General features: G+C 65.5%; 15 protein-coding genes. 9 read left to right on the top strand and 6 right to left on the bottom strand.

Annotation, left to right across the window (positions count from 1 at the left end; translation table 11 throughout):
• Nucleotides 1–183: 183 nt before the first annotated feature.
• From FEK34_RS06415 to FEK34_RS06435, 5 genes are all read right to left on the bottom strand, one after another.
• Complete coding sequence (locus FEK34_RS06415) at nucleotides 184–3,648, bottom strand: DEAD/DEAH box helicase family protein (protein WP_138446883.1); 3,465 nt, start codon at nucleotides 3,646–3,648, stop codon at nucleotides 184–186.
• A 14-nt stretch (nucleotides 3,649–3,662) separates the two neighbouring features.
• A complete protein-coding gene (locus tag FEK34_RS06420) occupies nucleotides 3,663–4,838 on the bottom strand; it encodes a restriction endonuclease subunit S (protein ID WP_138446884.1) in 1,176 nt (391 codons plus the stop codon).
• Nucleotides 4,835–6,343, bottom strand: coding sequence for a type I restriction-modification system subunit M (locus FEK34_RS06425; RefSeq protein ID WP_138446987.1), 1,509 nt, complete (start codon nucleotides 6,341–6,343; stop codon nucleotides 4,835–4,837). Before FEK34_RS06425 ends, FEK34_RS06420 begins: the two co-directional genes overlap by 4 nt.
• 551 nt (nucleotides 6,344–6,894) lie before the next feature.
• Nucleotides 6,895–7,341 carry a DUF4254 domain-containing protein gene (locus FEK34_RS06430; RefSeq protein WP_138446885.1) on the bottom strand — a complete coding sequence of 149 codons (447 nt, stop codon included), beginning with the start codon at nucleotides 7,339–7,341 and terminating at the stop codon, nucleotides 6,895–6,897.
• Between the two features lie 2 nt (nucleotides 7,342–7,343).
• Entirely contained in the window at nucleotides 7,344–7,829 is a 486-nt protein-coding gene (locus FEK34_RS06435) for a hypothetical protein (protein WP_138446886.1), read from the bottom strand.
• A 205-nt stretch (nucleotides 7,830–8,034) separates the two neighbouring features.
• Between FEK34_RS06435 and FEK34_RS06440 the strand changes: the two genes are divergently transcribed.
• From FEK34_RS06440 to FEK34_RS06460, 5 genes are all read left to right on the top strand, one after another.
• A complete protein-coding gene (locus FEK34_RS06440; RefSeq protein WP_138446887.1) occupies nucleotides 8,035–8,889 on the top strand; it encodes a helix-turn-helix domain-containing protein in 855 nt (284 codons plus the stop codon).
• A gap of 16 nt (nucleotides 8,890–8,905) precedes the next feature.
• Nucleotides 8,906–9,265 (top strand): DUF397 domain-containing protein, encoded by a 360-nt coding sequence (locus tag FEK34_RS06445; RefSeq protein WP_138446888.1) that lies wholly within the window; start codon nucleotides 8,906–8,908, stop codon nucleotides 9,263–9,265.
• 372 nt (nucleotides 9,266–9,637) lie between these two features.
• A complete protein-coding gene (locus FEK34_RS06450) occupies nucleotides 9,638–11,125 on the top strand; it encodes an HNH endonuclease signature motif containing protein (RefSeq protein ID WP_138446889.1) in 1,488 nt (495 codons plus the stop codon).
• Nucleotides 11,126–11,318: 193 nt separating this feature from the next.
• Nucleotides 11,319–11,915, top strand: a complete 597-nt coding sequence (locus FEK34_RS06455) for a DUF6508 domain-containing protein (RefSeq protein WP_138446890.1) — start codon at nucleotides 11,319–11,321, stop codon at nucleotides 11,913–11,915.
• A 137-nt stretch (nucleotides 11,916–12,052) separates the two neighbouring features.
• Nucleotides 12,053–12,379 carry a GYD domain-containing protein gene (locus FEK34_RS06460; RefSeq protein WP_138446891.1) on the top strand — a complete coding sequence of 109 codons (327 nt, stop codon included), beginning with the start codon at nucleotides 12,053–12,055 and terminating at the stop codon, nucleotides 12,377–12,379.
• 82 nt (nucleotides 12,380–12,461) lie between these two features.
• Here FEK34_RS06460 and FEK34_RS06465 read toward each other — a convergent pair whose 3' ends face one another.
• On the bottom strand, nucleotides 12,462–12,641 hold the full coding sequence (locus tag FEK34_RS06465; protein ID WP_036535955.1) for a hypothetical protein: 180 nt from the start codon (nucleotides 12,639–12,641) through the stop codon (nucleotides 12,462–12,464).
• A gap of 232 nt (nucleotides 12,642–12,873) precedes the next feature.
• Between FEK34_RS06465 and FEK34_RS06470 the strand changes: the two genes are divergently transcribed.
• The 4 genes from FEK34_RS06470 (at nucleotide 12,874) to FEK34_RS06485 (ending at nucleotide 17,679) form a co-directional block, all read left to right on the top strand.
• Nucleotides 12,874–14,076, top strand: a complete 1,203-nt coding sequence (locus FEK34_RS06470) for an argininosuccinate synthase (RefSeq protein ID WP_014350404.1) — start codon at nucleotides 12,874–12,876, stop codon at nucleotides 14,074–14,076.
• Between the two features lie 309 nt (nucleotides 14,077–14,385).
• Nucleotides 14,386–15,807 carry an argininosuccinate lyase gene (gene argH / locus FEK34_RS06475; protein ID WP_138446892.1) on the top strand — a complete coding sequence of 474 codons (1,422 nt, stop codon included), beginning with the start codon at nucleotides 14,386–14,388 and terminating at the stop codon, nucleotides 15,805–15,807.
• A gap of 124 nt (nucleotides 15,808–15,931) precedes the next feature.
• The gene (locus FEK34_RS06480; RefSeq protein WP_138446893.1) at nucleotides 15,932–16,255 is read left to right on the top strand and encodes a DMT family transporter; all 324 of its coding nucleotides are present in this window, start codon (nucleotides 15,932–15,934) and stop codon (nucleotides 16,253–16,255) included.
• 248 nt (nucleotides 16,256–16,503) lie between these two features.
• Entirely contained in the window at nucleotides 16,504–17,679 is a 1,176-nt protein-coding gene (locus FEK34_RS06485) for a PucR family transcriptional regulator (RefSeq protein WP_171048064.1), read from the top strand.
• Nucleotides 17,680–17,726: the final 47 nt, after the last annotated feature.

Below are 17,726 nucleotides of genomic sequence, written 5' to 3' on the forward strand. Positions count from 1 at the left end.
ATCGTCAGGGATTCGATGGGACGTCTGCGGGGAGGTCATGACCAACTGTCAGCGTGATCGCCGCTGACGAATGGAACTGAACTGGCTGTTGGCTGACATTGCGTGCCCTGAAACGTACGTGAACAGACCTGATCGAGCACTTGCCCGACCTGGTTGCAGATCGCGCCGCGACCTGTCATTGCCCTATCCGCTGGCCGCATGCTGCTCGGCCGCATCTGGTAATGCAGTGGTGCGAATGTGCTTGACCACCGCGACAATCCGGTCGACCTCCTCGTCGCTGAAGATGTCCTCCGGTCCCGTCGGCGCCACCGATTTGAACGGCGGCTCATAAAGGGCGCCCACGTCGATCACACCGTTCTTGGTGATGTAGTCGATGAGCAATTTGAGGAAATGCAGCTGGTTGGCGGTGAGGGTGCGGCCGGTGAGGAACTCGTCGAAGGCGTCAGTAGCCGTGGTTGAATCGAGGCCGGTGAGTGAGCGCAGGAACAGCCCGAGGCCGCCGTAGGAGGCGGCCGCGTGCTCGATGTCCTCGGCGGTGCCGAAGCCGTTGTCGAGGAAGACCTGTTCGAGCTCGGCCAGGTCTGCAGAGGTGATCTGCTTGTTGCGCAGCAGCTTCTGCACGGCGAGCATGTCTTCGTGGCTGCGCAGGTACGTGCGCACCTTCGACTCGAAACGCGCCATACCCTTGCCGCCGCCCGGCAGCACAGCCATCTCGATGTCGGAAACCTCGCCGAGCTCGTCCCGGAAGTCGGTGTAGAGCGGGTTCTGGGCGTCCTTCGGCGGGATCGCCTTGACCAGCCCCCGCAACCGGCGGCGCATGGTCTCCAGCATCGGAACGGTGACGTCGTCCCACCAAGCATCCCCGGCGACGTCCTCGATGAACTCGTGACGCTGACGGATGGCGGTGATGTTGTTCAGACTGGGATTCAGCAGTGCCGAGGCGATCTCCTGGACCTTCTCCCGGAGCTTGTCGAAGGTGGTGTCGCCGGTGAGCTGGGCCAGTTGCAAGCGCAGTGCGAGCAGATCGAAGCGTTTGGCGGCCGGGCTCGGATCGTCGTCGCTGAACTGCGTGGGCAGCCCGGCCAGGTTGCTGACCTCCATCCGGACCTCGGGTGTGACGATGTCCCAGTTGCGGCGTTCGGCGAACTTCTCTACGTGCGGCAGTTCCTTACGCACTTCGATGTTCTGGGTGTTCATGCTTGCCACTTCCACCCACAGCCGTTCGGCGAGTTGCCAGCGCACATCTGGAAGGCTGGCCGGTTCCCCGGCCGGGACCTCCGCGGGTCGCTCACCGGGTGGCTGGAGCTTATCGATGTCGCGCAGCAGGTCCGCGCGGGCTTCGAACAGCCTTTCACTCATCGACGCCTGCGTGCGGCCCTCGGCGGTGGGCAGGTCCTGGTTGAAATATTCGATGTTCTGGCACAGGTCGAACACCAGGAACCGCTGCTTGTCCTGGTTCGGTGCGTACAGGTCCGGGCACAGCCGGGTGCCGCGACCGATCATCTGCCAATACTTCGAACTCGTCCGCACCGCCTTGGCGAACACCAGGTTCGCGACCGCGGGAACATCGAGCCCGGTGTCGAGCATGTCGACCGAGACCGCGATATGCGGTGCCTTGGCAGGGTTTTCGAACTTGTCGATCAGGCTCTGCGCGTGGCTGACGCTGTGGGTGATCATCTCGATGAAATCGCCGGGCAGGTCGGGGTAGAGCACCCGGAACCGCTGCACGATCAACTCGGCGTGCCGGTTGTTGCGGGCGAAGATGATCGTCTTGCCGATGCGTTCGCCGTCGGCGACCCGATCGCCCTGTTCCATGAGCACCAGCAGCATCTGGTCGATGGTGTCGTGATTGAACAGGAACTTGTTGAGCGCGTGCGCGTCGACACTATCCGGGATGTCGGCGTCCTCGCGCCATTCGAGGTCTTCCCAATATTCCTTCTCCTCGTCGGAGAGCTCGGCGTAGCGGATGCCGGTGCGCAGGAACTTCAACGGCACCGATTTCGCCACCGGCGGCACCAGATAGCCCTCGGCGACGGCTTGTTCCAGGTCGTAGACATCCGTCGGCACCCCTTCTTCCAGATGGAACAGCCGGTAGGTATTGCGGTCGATCTCGTTCTTCGGTGTCGCGGTCAAACCCACCAGCAGGGAGTCGAAGTGCTCGAAGATCGCCCCGTATTTCTGATACACCGAGCGGTGCGCCTCGTCGATGATCACCAGATCGAAGTATCCGGGTCCGAACGGGCGCTGTTTGGTGTCATCGATCTGGTTGATGAGGTTCAGCATCGTCGGGTACGTGGACACGTAGACGCGCGCGTTGGCGTCCTTGTCGGTGAGCAGGTTCACCGTCGGCACGCTCGGCAGATGCGTCTTGAACGCATTCGTCGCCTGCGACACCAGCACCTGCCGGTCGGCCAGGAACAGCACCCGCTTCACCCAGCCCGCCCGGATCAGCTGATCCACCAGCGCGATCACCGTGCGGGTCTTACCCGTCCCGGTGGCCATCACCAGCAGCGCTTGCCGCTGCTTATCCTTCTCGAAGGCGTGGTTGATGCGCCCGATGGCGCGCTTCTGGTAGTGCCTGCCCGCAATCGCCTCGTTGATCGGTTCGGTGGACAGGCTCTTGCGCTTGGCCCGGCGCTGAACGAGCGTGCGCAGTTGGTCTTTGGTGTAGAAGCCCTGCACCGGCCGGGGCGGGTAGAAATCGTCATCCCAGATCTGGGTCTGGTGGCCGTTGGTGTAGAAGATGACCGGCCGCTGCCCGTGCTCGCGCTCCAGCGCATCCGCATACAGCGACGCCTGGTACTTGCCGGATTCCACACTCTTCGATGTCTGCTTGGCTTCCACCACCGCCAGCGGTTTGCCATTGTCGTCCCACAGCACGTAATCGGCTCTGCCCTTGCCGCTGGGCGTCGGCATTCCGCTGACCGGATACTCGCGGTCGTCGGGCCCCGACAACGTCCACCCTGCCTCGAGCAACAACAGGTCGATGTAGTTCGTGCGGGTCTCGGCCTCGTTGTAATCGTGGTGATCCGGCACCGTGGCATTGGCCGCTTTCGCCGCCTTTACCGCGGCCCGCAGCCGCTTGACCTCGTCGTCGAGTTCCTTGCGCTGCCGCCGCTCCGCCGCCAGCTCCGCCTGCTGCGCGGCGAACTCGTCGGCCATCTGCCGGATCTCGGCCTGCTTCTTGCGCCGGACCTCCGCCGGCACCGGCCGCGGAATCAGCGAGGTATCGAACCGCTGCCCATCGAACGGCTTACCCGCCTCGGTGCGCGCATACGTGCGCCCCAGCCAATACAGCACATGAAACAGCTCCGCCACGGTACTCACCGCATCCTGCGCGGGAATCTCGGTGCTGCGGTGCACGGCGATATTCCCGCGCCGCCGCACCACATCCATCTTCGTGACGATCGCCGACCCCGCCACCTGCGTCAGCGTCGGCTCATTGATTCTGGCGCTCAGATCATCCCGGTACGGCATGCGCAGCGCATCATCGGCTTTGAACAGCCAATTCAACGCCAACTCCAGCGCCCGCCGCGCGAAGAAGCACGCCACCCGCGGATCACCGACCGCGCTACGCTCCGCCCTGACGGCCTCGCCGTGCAGCTCCGGCCACTCGGCCTGCAGGAAGTCGAAGTTGCTCTCGGTCACGAAAATCCCTCCCCTTACAGATCTTTCAGGTCATCTTGCCAGAGTTCGCCGCGGAAGGCGCGGGACTGAAGGGAGGAGAAGAGGGTGTCGAGATGGGCGAGGTGTGATCGGTGGGTAGCTTCCTGGGAACGGAGCTGACGCAATCGGTGGGCAAAAATTCTTTGTAGCTCATATGGCGGTTGCGGAACACGAATCGACTTGAGCTCTTTTGCGTTGATATTCGCCATGCCGACAATGGATTTACACATCGCTCGAAGCACTCGCTTCGAGTAACTCGTGTTCAAGAAAGAGGAAATGTAGTCCGGGTCGTTATCGCAATTTGCTCGAAGGCGGATGAGGTATCCAGCGTACGCCATCGGCGCGTTGCCTGTGAACACTGCTGTCTTTCCGACGAGTTCTGCGCTATTTGTTCGGTTGAACAGGATATCGCCGGCTCTGACCATATAGCGTTCCGGCGGTTCAGACGCCAGGTACTTCAGGTCGCGAAGATCCATTCTTCCGGCGTATGTGATGTTATTCATTCGTAGAACAGGGATCGGTCCGCTCGGCGCAGCCTTCTCCGCGGTCCCGTATGTGGCGGACTCCGTGAGGTCGCCGATGGTCCTGACAGGCCAGGCTGACGGTTTTGATGGATCCCCGAACATGTCGAGGAAGATGGATTGGGCGAGCTCGTCGAGGAGGGCGATGGACTTCCGCCGCTTCTCCCGCAGCGCATCCACATGATCCAGCACCTCCGCAATCCGCCGCTGCACAGCAATCGGGGGGACCGGGAGCGTGAATTTGCCGAGTTCTGCCGGATTGATCCTAGGTAAGTTGACGCCGGTCGCCCGCGCGTTTGCCTTGGAAATCATTGATGGCTGCGATAAGAAGTGGCAGAGATAGTTTCGGTCTATAGCAGGACTCGGCTCGATCGGCAGGATATCTGTGCTGCATACTCCTCCGAAATTCGGCCGCGCTATCTTCGCTAGATACGGGCGGAGTTTTCCATACAGGATGTGGTCAGCGGTGAACTGATACTTCTGGCTCTCGATCCCGGCTGCCTCGGCCGTCGATACGTTGATGATCCGACCACCGCTCTCGATGTTTTCGAGGCCGACGTACTTCGTATCACCGTCGATGTCGCGCGGATTGATTCCAATTCGGAGGATGGTCGCAACATGCGCGAGTTCCTTGATAGGCCACGCACTCATCCCAGCATCCCCTTCAACTCCGACATCCCCCGCTGAATCTCCCCCTCGATCACTTCCAACTCCTCGATGATCTCCAACGGCGGGCGATGCTCCACTTCCTCGTGCACGACCTCCTTGTATCGGTTGAGGCTCAGGTCGTAATCCTGCGCCGCGATATCCGCTTTCGGCACACAGAAACTCTGCTCGGTCCGCGCACGTTCACGTTCGGTAGTGGTGCGGTGCGACCAGCGGGCCAGCACGTCGGGCAGGTTGTTATTCACTTGCTCGTCCTCGGTGAGAGCAGCAGCGACACCGAGCTTTTCGTCCGGAAGCAGTGGGTTGCGCTTGTCGTCGAGGCTGAATCCGTCGGCGGTGACGTCGTAGAACCACACGTGGTCGGTTTCGTCATCCTTGGTGAAGAACAGGATCGCCGTCGACACTCCCGCGTACGGTTTGAACACCCCGGAGGGCAGTTTCACCACGGCATCGAGGCCGTGGTCCTCGACCAGGATCTTGCGTAGTTCCTTGTGCGCCTTGGTCGATCCGAACAGCACACCGTCGGGCACGATGACGGCCGCCTTGCCGCCGGTTTTCAGCAGGCGCAGGAACAACGCCAGGAACAGCAGTTCTGTCTTCTTCGTCTTCACCACCTGGAGCAGGCCCTTCGCGGTGGTCTCGTAGTCCAGGCTGCCGGCGAAGGGCGGGTTGGCGAGGATCATCGAATAGCGGCCCTCTTCGCCCGATACCGATTCGGCGAGCGAATCCCGGTAGCGGATATCGGGGTGCTCGATCTGGTGCATGAGCATGTTCATGCTGGCGATGCGCAGCATGGTGGAGTCGAAGTCGAAGCCGTGGAACATGCTGCGGTGGAAGTGATCCTGCTGCGCGGAGTCGAGCAGGGCGTCGCGGTGGGTGCGCTGAATGTATTCGGCGGCGCCGACCAGGAAGCCGGCGGTACCGCAGGCCGGGTCGCAGATCTCGTCGCTGGGGCCGGGCGCCATCATCGCCACCATCAGGTCGATGATGTGGCGCGGGGTGCGGAACTGGCCGTTCTGGCCGGCTGTCGCGATCTTGGACAGCATGTACTCGTACAGATCGCCCTTGACGTCGCCGCCCTCGGCCAGCGGCAGTTCGTCGAGCATATCGACGGCTTTGGTGAGCAGGCTCGCCGTCGGGATGGTGAACCGGGCGTCCTTCATGTGCTCGCCGTAGGTGGATTCCTCGCCGCCGAGCAGGCGCAACCAGGGGAAGACGTCATCGCGAACGGTCCGCAGCAGCTGCTCCGGTGCGAGCTCGCGGAATTTCGACCACCGCAGGGACTCGGTGTCGGCGTCGAAGATCGGGTTCTCGATCGGCCGCCCACTGCGGTTGGCTTTGCGTTCCTTGCCGGTCTGCAGGTCGTCGAGGCGCTTGAGGAACATCAGGTAGGTGATCTGCTCGATCACCTCCAGCGGATTCGAGATGCCACCCGACCAGAACGCATCCCACAACCGGTCGATCTTGCTCCGCAGTTCCCCAGTGATCATGGCGGGAACGTTAGCCGAGGGCGCCGACAGATTTCGCGGGAGTGAGCTATTCGGAGTGCATCGAACGATTCCCAGCGCAGCATCGGCCGAAGCTGCGATGCCGCGGGCCGGGCACCGCCGATGCGGAATCGACTCGTCGCTACCGGAAGATTGCGGGCGTAGTGGTGGATGCGAGCTGGTCGGCGAGGTCCTGATACATGACGCGTCGCCCAGCTCGGTCAGTCGCACTGTGGCGTCATACACCAGTGCATCCGGTGCATGGGCCAGCGTGATGTAGGCCTCGACGGTGAGCGCGGCGATATCGTCGACCAACCGGCCCACCCCGTGCATCCCGCCGGAACCGGGTCGGGCACTCACCGCGACCCAGAGGTCGATCGCGACACGAAGGTGGCTGCGGTGCCGGTCCAGTGCGGCCGAACCTGCCGCCGGTGTCTGTTCGCGTGCCTGGTGGATCGCGGCCAGCTCGCCCGCGGCATCCAGGATCGGATGGTCGCCGGCCGGCAGGCCACGGCAGGCGGCGAGCAGCAGTTCCTTGCGGGGCAGGGCGATGTTCACCAGTGGTCTCCAAGGATCGGCAAACGGCGTTGTCCGCGAACGACTTCGGTGGCGCAATCGGTGTATCCGGTGACGAGTTCGGCGAGCCGATGCCAGGCGCTGTGCACGCGCGGGTCGGCGGGCGGGACGGTCATCAGCAGCCGATAGGCGTGGACCTGGGCGCCGGCGATTCGGTCGATCATGGTGCCCGCGGATTCGGTGTGCAGGGGCGCGCCGGGGCGCGGGACGGGTAGCCGGGCGGTCAGCCACAAGTCGATGGCCGCGATGAGCCCGGTGCGCCGCCACAGCAAATCCGCCGGGTCGGCGGTGGCATCGAGTTCGCTGCGGTGCGCCGCGCCCAGCCGGCTCGCCAGCCGCGCGACCGGATGGTCCGGCACATGGTGCCCGCGGATAGCGGCGAGCAGCTCGTCGCCGCCGACGAAAATCGCCGGTTCGGGACGCATCGTCAATACCCGCACGGCCGGGTGGACGCCCACATCTCCAGGACCTCGCGGGCCGCAGCGAGCACCGTCGACCGGCGCGGCAACGTCAGCGGGCCGGGGCTGGGAGCGCACGCCCAGTAACGGTCGAACTCGATCTCCGGCACCGGCAGGACAATCCTGGCCCCGGCCGGCATCGTCGCGACCCCGCGCCGGCTCACCGCATCGAGCGTGCGCGCCCCGACCCGGCCGTCCGGCGAGACCAGGAATATCCAATGCGAGTTCGCCTTCGACACCCCGATGACCGGCACCGACGGCTCATCCCGCAGTGCCTGCCGGACACTCCAAGCGAGCCGAGGGGGAATCTGCACCGCCGCGAGCGACTGGGTCGTGTACAGGGCCGCATGCCCGTCGACGGGTTCGGCGGGCAGGCCGAAGTCGCGACGGTAGCGGAGCACGGCTGTGCGGATGTGGTTGTCGGGGGAGGGGTGGTCGAGCGTGGAAGTCGTCATCTGCGTCACCGCTCTGGCAGGTCGTCTACCTGCCTGATCGAAGGTATGTACCTAGTCGCGGAAGAGCATAGCCATGATTGACTGTATATATACAGAAATGAATGTAGATGGCTGTAATCGGCTCGGCTGTATCGAAGTGCGATGCTCTGGCCGCGTGCTGTGCGAGGGTGTCCGATGTAGCTGACGCACAGATTGGGAGGATGAAGTGCCGGATCGTCGCTCTGATCCCGCCGCGCTGCGGTTCTTGATTGGACATGACCTGCGAGTGTCGCGTGAACGCGCGGGGATGAAGCAGGCGGAGGCGGCGCGGGTACTGGGCTGCAATCAGCCCAAGATCAACTATCTGGAGACCGGCAAAACGCAACAGAAGCCGCATGAAACGACGGCGCTGCTCAAGGCGTACGGCGCAAATATCGAGCACATCGACCGAATCGCTTCGCTGGCCGGGCAAGCGGACCGGGCGACCTGGTGGGCGCCATTCTCCGATGTCCTTCCGGACTGGTTCAGGACGTTCGTCGGGTTGGAAGGCTTGGCCACGAGCCAGTTTGTCTACCGGTCGAAGACCATCCCCGGGCAGATGCAGACAGAGGAGTACGCGAGGACCCTGTTGGAAGGCAGCCTGCAAATCGCGTTGATGGACGCGCCGCAGGCGGTTCGGAGCCGGATGGCGCGGCAGCGACTGGCCGATGATGACCATCCCCTGCATATACGGGCCGTCATCGAGGAATCGGTGCTCGATCGGCTGGTCGGCGGACCGAGAGTGATGCTGGGTCAACTTCGGCACCTGCTCGACCTCATGCAGCGCGACAACGTCGAACTGCGGATCATGCCGACTCGTGTCGCCGTCCATGACGGTTTGGACGACGAGTTCACCCTGCTGGACTTCGACGCGGCGCAAGGTATCGGCTACTTGGAGCACGCCGCAGGCGCGCTGTACGTGCAGGATCAGGACCAGGTACGGCTCTATAGAATGATGGCGGACCGTCTGTGTAGCGCCGCGCTATCGACGTCCGAGTCCATAGATGCGATCACCGAGCGCATCGACAAGCTACATGAATGAGTTCGGAGTGCCCTGAATGAAGACCACAGCTCTCGCGTGGCGTAAGTCCAGCTACAGTGGGACCAACGGGGGCGAGTGCGTAGAGGTTGCCTACACCAGCGAATCCGTACTCATCCGCGACACCAAATACCTGCGCAACCCCGCGAACGACCCCGCGGCCCAGCCCGTCATCGCGCTGCCGGCCTCCGCGTGGCCGGCGTTCCTCGCCGCGGCCTGCGCCCACGCCTCGCACGCCATTGCCGGCGCCCCGGCGATCACTCGTCACCGCGACGGCTCGGTCACGCTCACCGGGTCCGCCGCCACACTGCACTACACCGCGGGGGAGTGGCGCGCCTTCCTGGCGGGTGTCCGTGACGGAGAGTTCGTCGCGGTCTGACCTGCCGATGGGATCGGCGCCTTCCCGTTTTGGGGCTGCCGTACTCGCGCCGCATCATCGACGTGCCATGCGTCGTTGGACCCACCGTCGCGAATGGGCCGACTGCTAGGGGCCGGAAACGACGAAGCAGGCGTCGGACCGGGCGTCGCTGCCCTACGTCGTGGGCACCTCGGCGCCGCCACGAGGTCTCCGGTCGAGTCGGCTCAGTCTTGAAGTGTTGCGGCTGGGCCGCCAGGAGTGCTGCGGCGACGGCCCCGCTGCCGAAACTTCGTTGGTCCACAACAGGTTTCGGGCATTTGTCCAGTGTGAAGATGTGGATATCAGATGCGGTTTCTGCTGATTCTGGGGCGTTGCTTGGGATAGAATTCGAACATGGGTTCGAGTGGGGGAATCGGCGAAGACAGTGCAGCAGCGGCACTGCATGCCGCCGTCACCGATCTACTCGACGAACCCCTCACACCAATCACCGATGATGGCGTCATTGGTCTGATGCGCGACGTGGAGCGCTGCACGCGAATGCTGACCATGGTCCGCCACCGCCTGCTCGCGGAAGCCTCCGACCGGTCCCTGCCCGCCCGTTATGGTTCGAAATCGTTGAAACGCTTCCTGATGGAAACGCTGAACCTTGCCAGCGCCGACGCAGGCGCCCGCGTCCACCAAGCGCAATCGGTCGCATCCTTCCACGACATGGCCGGTGAACCGGTCGACCCGCGCCTGCCACATACCGCGCAAGCATTGACTGCGGGTGATATTTCCGCCGATCACGCTCGCGGTATCGCAGCAGTGATCAACCGTGTCCCGCGTGGCGCGTCCGCCGATGACCGCGCTGCTGCCGAGGAGATCCTCACCGACTTCGCCCGCACCGGCTCCCCGGACGATATCGGCAAGGTCGGCGACAGAATCCTGGCCTACCTCGACCCCGACGGCCGCCTCACCACCGACCATGACCGAGCTCGCATGCGCGGCATCGTGATCGGCCGTCAACGCCCCGACGGGATGAGCCCCATCCGCGGCGAGGTCGACCCCGTGCTGCGCGCCTTGCTGGATCCGTTGCTGGCCAAGTACGCCCGCCCGGGTATGTGCAATCCGGACGACCCCACCAGCCCCGGCGACACCGATTCGGTGGACCCGGCGGTGCTTGCCGAGGCCGCCGCCCGCGACCACCGCACACCCGCCCAACGCAACCATGATGCACTCAAAGCGCTCCTGGCATCCGGCGTCATCAGCGAACAGCTCGGCACCCACCGCGGAGTCCCGGTCGCAACGATTGTGACGATGTCGATTGATGATGTGGAACGTGAAGCCGGAGTCGCGACCACCGCCACCGGCGGCACCGTACCGATCCGGGACGCCCTGGAACTGGCCGGGAGGTCACAACCCTGGCTGGCGGTGTTCGACCACGCCGGGCTCCCACTACATCTCGGGCGGATGAAGCGGCTCGCGTCCCGGGATCAGCGTTTGGCGTTGATCGCCGCCCTGAAGGGCTGCTCCCGCCCTGGATGCAACGCGCCCGCGAGCCTGTGCGCGGTCCACCACGTTCTCGACTACCGCAAGAACGGCAGCACCGACATCGAGAATCTCACCCTCGCCTGCGATGCCTGCCACGCGTTGATCCACGATGGCCCCGGCGGATGGAAAACCCGGATCGAAGGGCCTCGCTCCCCGTATGCGGGGCGTACCGCGTGGATCGCCCCACCGCATATCGACCCGCAACAGAAACCACGAATCAACCACCGCCACAATGCCAGCGAACTACTCGCTCGAGCACTCTCACGTATCCACCTGCGCCACGAACGCGACCGCGAACAACACCGACAATGGCGACTCCAACAAACGCAACCCCAGCCAACCGCGGCATGATCGGACGATCGCCTGGGCGGGCGGAGCCGCCGGGCGGCGCCGGCGGCGGATTGCCGCATGAATAGTCGGCCGAGACATCACTGCACCGGCCCATACAGTCGCCCGGCTGACGTCGCGGTGTGGCGTCTCGGCTGACACGGGTTGGTAATCTGCGTGGCGCAGAGGCGGTTTGAGAAATCGGGGGATTCTTGGCATGGCTGGATGGTGGAGAAGACGCTCAGACAAGAAATCATGGCATTTTCCACCCGGCTACTCCAGGAAGGAGAAGGCCAGGATTATCGCTCAGTTCGCGGAGTTCGATCGCGACCGCCGGCAAGCCGAGGCCGACGCTCTGGCCAATCCCTATCGTCCCGACTCGAGCGACGATCCCGCCATCGAAGCCGCCCTGTGCGCGGCGCCGCGGGAAGCGTGGGATCGGCTGTGGTCTGCGGTAGACCAACTCCTCGTGGAGGACCAGGCGTCGCACGCGACTATGCGGTTCGAGAACACTGACGGCTCGCTGTGCATGCCGCACGTCGACTACAGCAAGGCGGTCGATCGGGTCGTCGAGTCGCTGTACGAGGTCGATGCGATCGTGAGCTTCCCGTGGATGAAGTGGAAGCTGCGCAGCGTGTACCCGGGTGGTCGGGGCTTGGAAGCAGCCCCGGTCGCCGATGCCGCCCGCGTGCTCACCGCCGTCGTGCGTGCCGAGCGTTTCAACGACGGCGTCATCCTTGCGGCGCTGGGCGACGGCACGCTGCAGGCGGCACTGAACAGGCTGCGCACCTGGTACGAGGATCAGCCGGCTTGATGCCGCCGATCGGTATCACCACAGTCACGGTGCCGCATCAGTGGGGTGACGGCATCGCCGCAAGTCAGCCTGGGGCAGAGGCCGAGACCTAGGGTCGGGACTGGCCGGATCGTCCTGCGAGAAGGAGGCGTCGCGTTATGCCGAAGTACTTGTGGCGGGTCAGTTACACCCAGGAGGGGGCGTCCGGGTTGCTCGCGCAGGGCGGCAGTGCCCGCCGGGCGGCGATCACGGAGATGGTGGAGAGTGTGGGCGGGCATGTCGCGGCCTGCTATTTCGCGTTCGGGGAGGATGATCTGTTCGTGATCGGTGACGCGCCCGACGAGGTGTCGGCCGCTGCGCTCGCCATTCGCACCGCGGCGTCGGGTGCCGCGATCTCGCATACGGTGCCGCTACTCACTCCCGAGCAGGTCGATGAGGCGGTCGCGCGCGAGGTCACGTACACGCCACCGATCGCAGAGGGGTAGCGAAACAGCGGGCCGCTACCGAGTGCGAGCGGCCGTGGTTGTGCGGCGCGGTGATCCTGTGGATGCCGCGCCGCATCGGTGTTCAGTAGTTGCGCCCGGGCGGATACTCGGAGAAGAACTGCTGCAACAACGGCGTCGCCACGTCGAGTCCGTGCTTGGCGAGGCCGAGGGCGGCGTTGCCGAGGTTGATCACGACGAAACCGATCAGGTCGCGGTTCTGTTCGGCCAGGTCGCGGAGTGGTTCGATGATGTTGGTGAACATGGTGTCGGTCCTTCGGCATGGATGCGCATGGACACGGCCTACATTTCCACAGCGGAGAGGCGGGGCCAAGGCTCTTCGGGCAGAATCTGCGCAGGCAGCGGCCATCGCAACCCCGGTTATGAATGAGATTGCATCATCATGCATAATCATTTCCAGGCGCGAGCCGAACCGGCGACCAGCATGCTGCCCCGAGCAGCCGCGCAGACCCACACAGACTTAGGAGCACCAGATCATGTCCGATCGCGTCGTACTCGCCTACTCCGGTGGGCTGGACACCTCCGTGGCCATCAGCTGGATCGGCAAGGAGACCGGCGCCGAGGTCGTGGCCGTGGCCATCGACCTGGGGCAGGGCGGCGAGGACATGAACGTGGTGCGCCAGCGCGCGCTCGACTGCGGCGCCGTCGAGGCCATCGTGGTCGACGCCCGCGACGAGTTCGCCGACGACTACTGCCTGCCCACCATCCAGGCCAACGCCCTCTACATGGGCCGCTACCCGCTGGTGTCGGCGATCAGCCGCCCGCTCATCGTCAAGCACCTGGTGGAGGCGGCCAAGTTCCACGGCGCCAGCACCGTCGCGCACGGCTGCACCGGCAAGGGCAACGACCAGGTGCGCTTCGAGGTCGGCATCGGCGCGCTCGCGCCCGACCTCAACGTCATCGCGCCGGTGCGCGACTACGCCTGGACCCGCGAGAAGGCCATCGCGTTCGCGGAGGAGAACGCGCTGCCGATCAACGTCACCAAGAAGTCGCCGTTCTCCATCGACCAGAACGTGTGGGGCCGGGCCGTCGAGACCGGATTCCTCGAGGATCTGTGGAACGCGCCCACCAAGGACGTCTACGACTACACCTCCGACCCGACGGTCAACTTCGAGGCACCCGACGAGCTGATCGTCACCTTCGAACGCGGTGTGCCGGTGGCCATCGACGGCCGCCAGGTCAGCGTGCTGGAGGCCATCGTCGAGCTGAACAAGCGGGCGGGACGCCAGGGTGTGGGCCGCCTCGACATGGTCGAGGACCGGCTCGTCGGCATCAAGAGCCGCGAGATCTACGAGGCGCCCGGCGCCATCGCCCTGATCGCCGCCCACCAGGAGCTCGAAGCGGTCACCATCGAGCGCGAACTGGGCCGCTACAAGCGTCAGGTCGAGCAGCGCTGGGGCGAGCTGGTCTACGACGGCCTGTGGTTCTCCCCGCTCAAGCGCGCGCTGGACGCCTTCGTCGGCGAGACCCAGGAGCACGTCTCCGGTGACATCCGGATGGTGCTGCACGGCGGCAACGTCGTCGTCAACGGCCGCCGCAGCGAGCAGTCGCTCTACGACTTCAACCTGGCCACCTACGACGAGGGCGACACCTTCGACCAGTCGCTGGCCAAGGGCTTCGTGCAGATCCACGGCCTGTCGTCCAAGGTGGCCGCGCGCCGGGATCTCAACCAGAAGTAGTTCGCGCGACGCGGTGTGCCGGTAAATCCGGCCCACCGCGCACGATCTTCCGGTGCGGTGGCACCGTGCCGGATCGTCGCTCCCCGTCGTGGGTAGGTGGTGTCCCACCGCGATGCTCTCGCCATTGCGCCGAGGAGCCGCGCGGCGAGGCGCATACCCCCGGTGTTCGGCGGGCGTCGCATCATTGCCGATCCGCGCGTCCGGTGGGCACCGCATCGTCGATCCCGTTCGGCCGGTTACCGTAGGGCTTTACGCATCAGGTGGCCACTCGGCTGCGCCGACACCCGAGATCTGAGGAGACAGCACACGATGACGCAGACCGGCGCAACCAACGAAGGGGCGCTCTGGGGTGGCCGGTTCGCGTCCGGTCCCGCCGAGGCGATGGCCGCGTTGAGCAAGTCCACGCACTTCGACTGGGCGCTGGCGCCCTACGACATCCGTGCGTCCAAGGCGCATGCCCGGGTGCTGCACAAGGCGGGTCTGCTGTCCGACGGTGACCTCGACGGCATGCTCGCCGCACTCGATCAGCTGGCCGCCGACGTGGCCTCGGGCGCGTTCGGCCCGGCCGAATCCGATGAGGACGTGCACGGCGCGCTCGAACGCGGTCTCATCGAACGCGCGGGCACCGAGCTCGGTGGCCGCCTGCGCGCCGGTCGTTCCCGCAACGACCAGGTGGCGACGCTGTTCCGGATGTGGCTGCGCGATGCGGTGCGCCGGATCGCGGCCGGACTGCTGGAGGTGGTCGACGCCCTGGTCGCGCAGGCCGCGGCGCATCCGGACGCCGTGATGCCCGGCAAGACCCACTTGCAGGCCGCGCAGCCGGTGCTGCTGGCCCACCACCTGCTGGCGCACGCCCATCCGCTGCTGCGTGACATCGATCGGCTGCGTGATTTCGACAAGCGGGCCGCGGTCTCGCCGTACGGATCCGGTGCGCTGGCGGGTTCCTCGCTGGGTCTCGATCCCGAGCAGATCGCCGCCGACCTCGATTTCGACGCTGCCGCCGCGAATTCCATCGACGCCACTTCCGCCCGCGATTTCGCCGCCGAGGCGGCGTTCGTGCTCGCCATGATCGGGGTGGATCTGAGCCGGATGGCTGAAGAGGTGATCGTCTGGAGCACACCGGAATTCGGCTACATCACCCTCGCCGACGCGTGGTCGACCGGGTCGTCGATCATGCCGCAGAAGAAGAACCCGGACGTCTCCGAACTCACCCGCGGCAAGGCGGGCCGCTTGATCGGTAACCTGACCGGCCTGCTCGCCACCCTCAAGGCGCAGCCGCTGGCCTACAACCGTGATCTCCAGGAAGACAAGGAGCCGCTGTTCGATTCGGTGGCGCAGCTCGAGCTGCTGCTGCCCGCCATCGCCGGCCTGGTCTCCACACTGACCTTCCACACCGACCGGATGGCCGAACTCGCGCCCGCCGGCTTCACCCTCGCCACCGATATCGCGGAATGGCTGGTGCGCCAAGGTGTTCCGTTCCGCGTCGCGCATGAGGCCGCCGGGGCGTGCGTGCGGGCCGCCGAAGCCCGTGGCGTCGGTCTGGACGAACTGACCGACGAGGAGTTCGCCGCGATCGATCCGGCGCTCACCCCGCAGGTGCGTGAGGTGCTCACCGTCGCAGGTTCCATCGCCTCGCGTAATTCGCGCGGCGGCACCGCGGGCGTGCGGGTGGCCGAGCAGCTGGACGAGGTGCGGGCGGCGGCCGCGGAGGCTCGCGGCTGGGTCTCCTGAATTCTCTTCGGTAGCGGCGGTCGCGTGCGCCGGGCGGGCCGGTGGCTCGCCCGGCCGATACCGATGCGGGCGAACCGGTTTCGCGGCCGGGGGAGGGGAGCGGGTCGTTCGCTACTCTGCGGCCATGACCTTCCTGTTTCTGGCGCTGGCGATCGTTTCCGAGATCTCGGCGACCGTATCGCTCAAACTGTCCGAGGGCTTCACCAAGCTGGTTCCGTCCGTGGTGGTCGTCGTCGGGTACGGCGCGGCCTTCGCATTCCTGTCGCAAGCGTTGAAGCGGGGGATGGCGGTGGGTGTGGCCTACGGGATCTGGTCGGCGGTCGGTGTGGCGGCGGTGGCCGTCATCGGGGCCTTGTTCCTGGGCGAACGGTTGAGCCTGGTGCAGGTCGGCGGGATCGTGCTGGTGATTCTCGGGGTGGTGGCGTTGGAACTGGGCGGGGCGCACTGAGATTCGGGTCTCCTCGGACGGAAGTCGCCTACCGACGTCTTGAGCAATCTGGGTACGTAGATATGCGCATCAAACCATGTAAGGCTCGAAGCTGCGACCAGCCCATACGAGCAGGCCTCCAGACCCGCAAGGACGACGAGGACCCCCGGACCCCCGCCGCGATCAGCACCGATACGCTCCGCACCACCGCGCCCCCTCGTAGCATGGGCGCCCGGACCGACCCCGCGACGGAGCGAAGGAAGTGCGCGATGCAGCCACAGATCTCCGAGACCGCGCTGGCGATGCTGCATGACCGGGCGATCGCGGTGGTCGACCGGTTCGCCGCCGAGCTGCCGCTCTACGAGGCGCTGCCGCAATCGTTGATCGAAGGCGATTTCCTGCGCGGTTCGCGATTGAACGTCGAGCTGTTCTTCGCCTACCTGCGTACCGGCCGGCTGCCTGACGAATCCGATACCGAGGAGATCGTGAAACTGGCGGTCGCGCGGGTGCGCGACGGTGCACCGTTGGCGGAAGTGCTGAACAACTACCGGATCGGTGCGTTCGTGCTGCGCTCACAGCTGGCGGAGTCGGGCTCGGCCGAGGACGTCGAACTCCTGCGGGAAATCACCGAACCGCTGATCCAGTATCTGCTGACGGTGACCGGCCGGATCGCGGTGGCCGCCGCCGACGGTGCCCACGATCCCGGCTGGGAGCAGCGCGAACGCCTCCGCGTGGTGGCCGACGCGCTACTCAACGGCACCGATCCGGGGGAGTGGCTGCCCGGCTCGCCGACGCCGATCGGCACGGCTTTCCACATCGTGGTGTTCCGGGTCGGTGAGGGTGATCCGGCCGCGTTGACCGAGCTGCGCAATGCGATCGACGCGGCCGCGGGCTCGTTCGTCCGGATGGACCGTCGCGGGTGGACGGCGTTGTTGCCGTGCGACACAGCAGCCGTCGGCGATGAGGTGCCGTCGGCCCTGTCGGATCTCGTGCCGAAGTTCGCCGCCCGCACCGATTGCGGGTGGTGGGCCGGTGTCGCGCGCGCAGGCACCAGGGCCGAGATCCCGGCGGCGTTCGCGCAGGCGCGGGTGCTTGCCGAACTCGGCCGCTGCCTGGAACGGGCCGAACGGATATGCCTGTTGCGCGACCTGCCCTTGGAATACACGCTGGCCCGCAGTGGCGCTGCGTGCGCCGATCTGGCCGCGGTACTGAACCCGCTCGACGATCAGCCGCAACTGGCGCAGACCCTCGATCTGTACCTCGACACCGATTTCAACCAGCTGGCCACCGCGCGGGCGCTCTACGTGCACCGCAACACGGTCACCTACCGGCTCTCCCGCATCCACGAACTCACCGGCTTCGACCCGGCCTCGACCGCGGGCGCGGTACAGCTCGCGGCCGCGCGGACGGCTCGACGCATCCAGGGCGGCCATTTCACCGAGTGACCACGCCGAACCTCGATTGGTCGTATGCCCAATCGGCGGCGGCGGTT

The sequence above is a fragment of the Nocardia cyriacigeorgica genome (genome assembly GCF_005863245.1).
In the GTDB taxonomy this organism is placed as follows: domain Bacteria; phylum Actinomycetota; class Actinomycetes; order Mycobacteriales; family Mycobacteriaceae; genus Nocardia; species Nocardia cyriacigeorgica_C.

Coding starts and splice junctions, on each gene's coding strand:
- FEK34_RS06485 (WP_171048064.1), top strand. CDS start 16,504: ATGCAGCCACAGATCTCCGAGACCGCGCTGGCGATGCTGCATGACCGG.
- FEK34_RS06455 (WP_138446890.1), top strand. CDS start 11,319: ATGGCTGGATGGTGGAGAAGACGCTCAGACAAGAAATCATGGCATTTT.
- FEK34_RS06430 (WP_138446885.1), bottom strand. CDS start 7,341: ATGCGTCCCGAACCGGCGATTTTCGTCGGCGGCGACGAGCTGCTCGCC.
- FEK34_RS06435 (WP_138446886.1), bottom strand. CDS start 7,829: ATGACGACTTCCACGCTCGACCACCCCTCCCCCGACAACCACATCCGC.
- FEK34_RS06450 (WP_138446889.1), top strand. CDS start 9,638: ATGGGTTCGAGTGGGGGAATCGGCGAAGACAGTGCAGCAGCGGCACTG.
- FEK34_RS06460 (WP_138446891.1), top strand. CDS start 12,053: ATGCCGAAGTACTTGTGGCGGGTCAGTTACACCCAGGAGGGGGCGTCC.
- FEK34_RS06480 (WP_138446893.1), top strand. CDS start 15,932: ATGACCTTCCTGTTTCTGGCGCTGGCGATCGTTTCCGAGATCTCGGCG.
- FEK34_RS06465 (WP_036535955.1), bottom strand. CDS start 12,641: ATGTTCACCAACATCATCGAACCACTCCGCGACCTGGCCGAACAGAAC.
- FEK34_RS06425 (WP_138446987.1), bottom strand. CDS start 6,343: ATGATCACTGGGGAACTGCGGAGCAAGATCGACCGGTTGTGGGATGCG.
- FEK34_RS06420 (WP_138446884.1), bottom strand. CDS start 4,838: ATGAGTGCGTGGCCTATCAAGGAACTCGCGCATGTTGCGACCATCCTC.
- FEK34_RS06470 (WP_014350404.1), top strand. CDS start 12,874: ATGTCCGATCGCGTCGTACTCGCCTACTCCGGTGGGCTGGACACCTCC.
- FEK34_RS06445 (WP_138446888.1), top strand. CDS start 8,906: ATGAAGACCACAGCTCTCGCGTGGCGTAAGTCCAGCTACAGTGGGACC.
- argH (WP_138446892.1), top strand. CDS start 14,386: ATGACGCAGACCGGCGCAACCAACGAAGGGGCGCTCTGGGGTGGCCGG.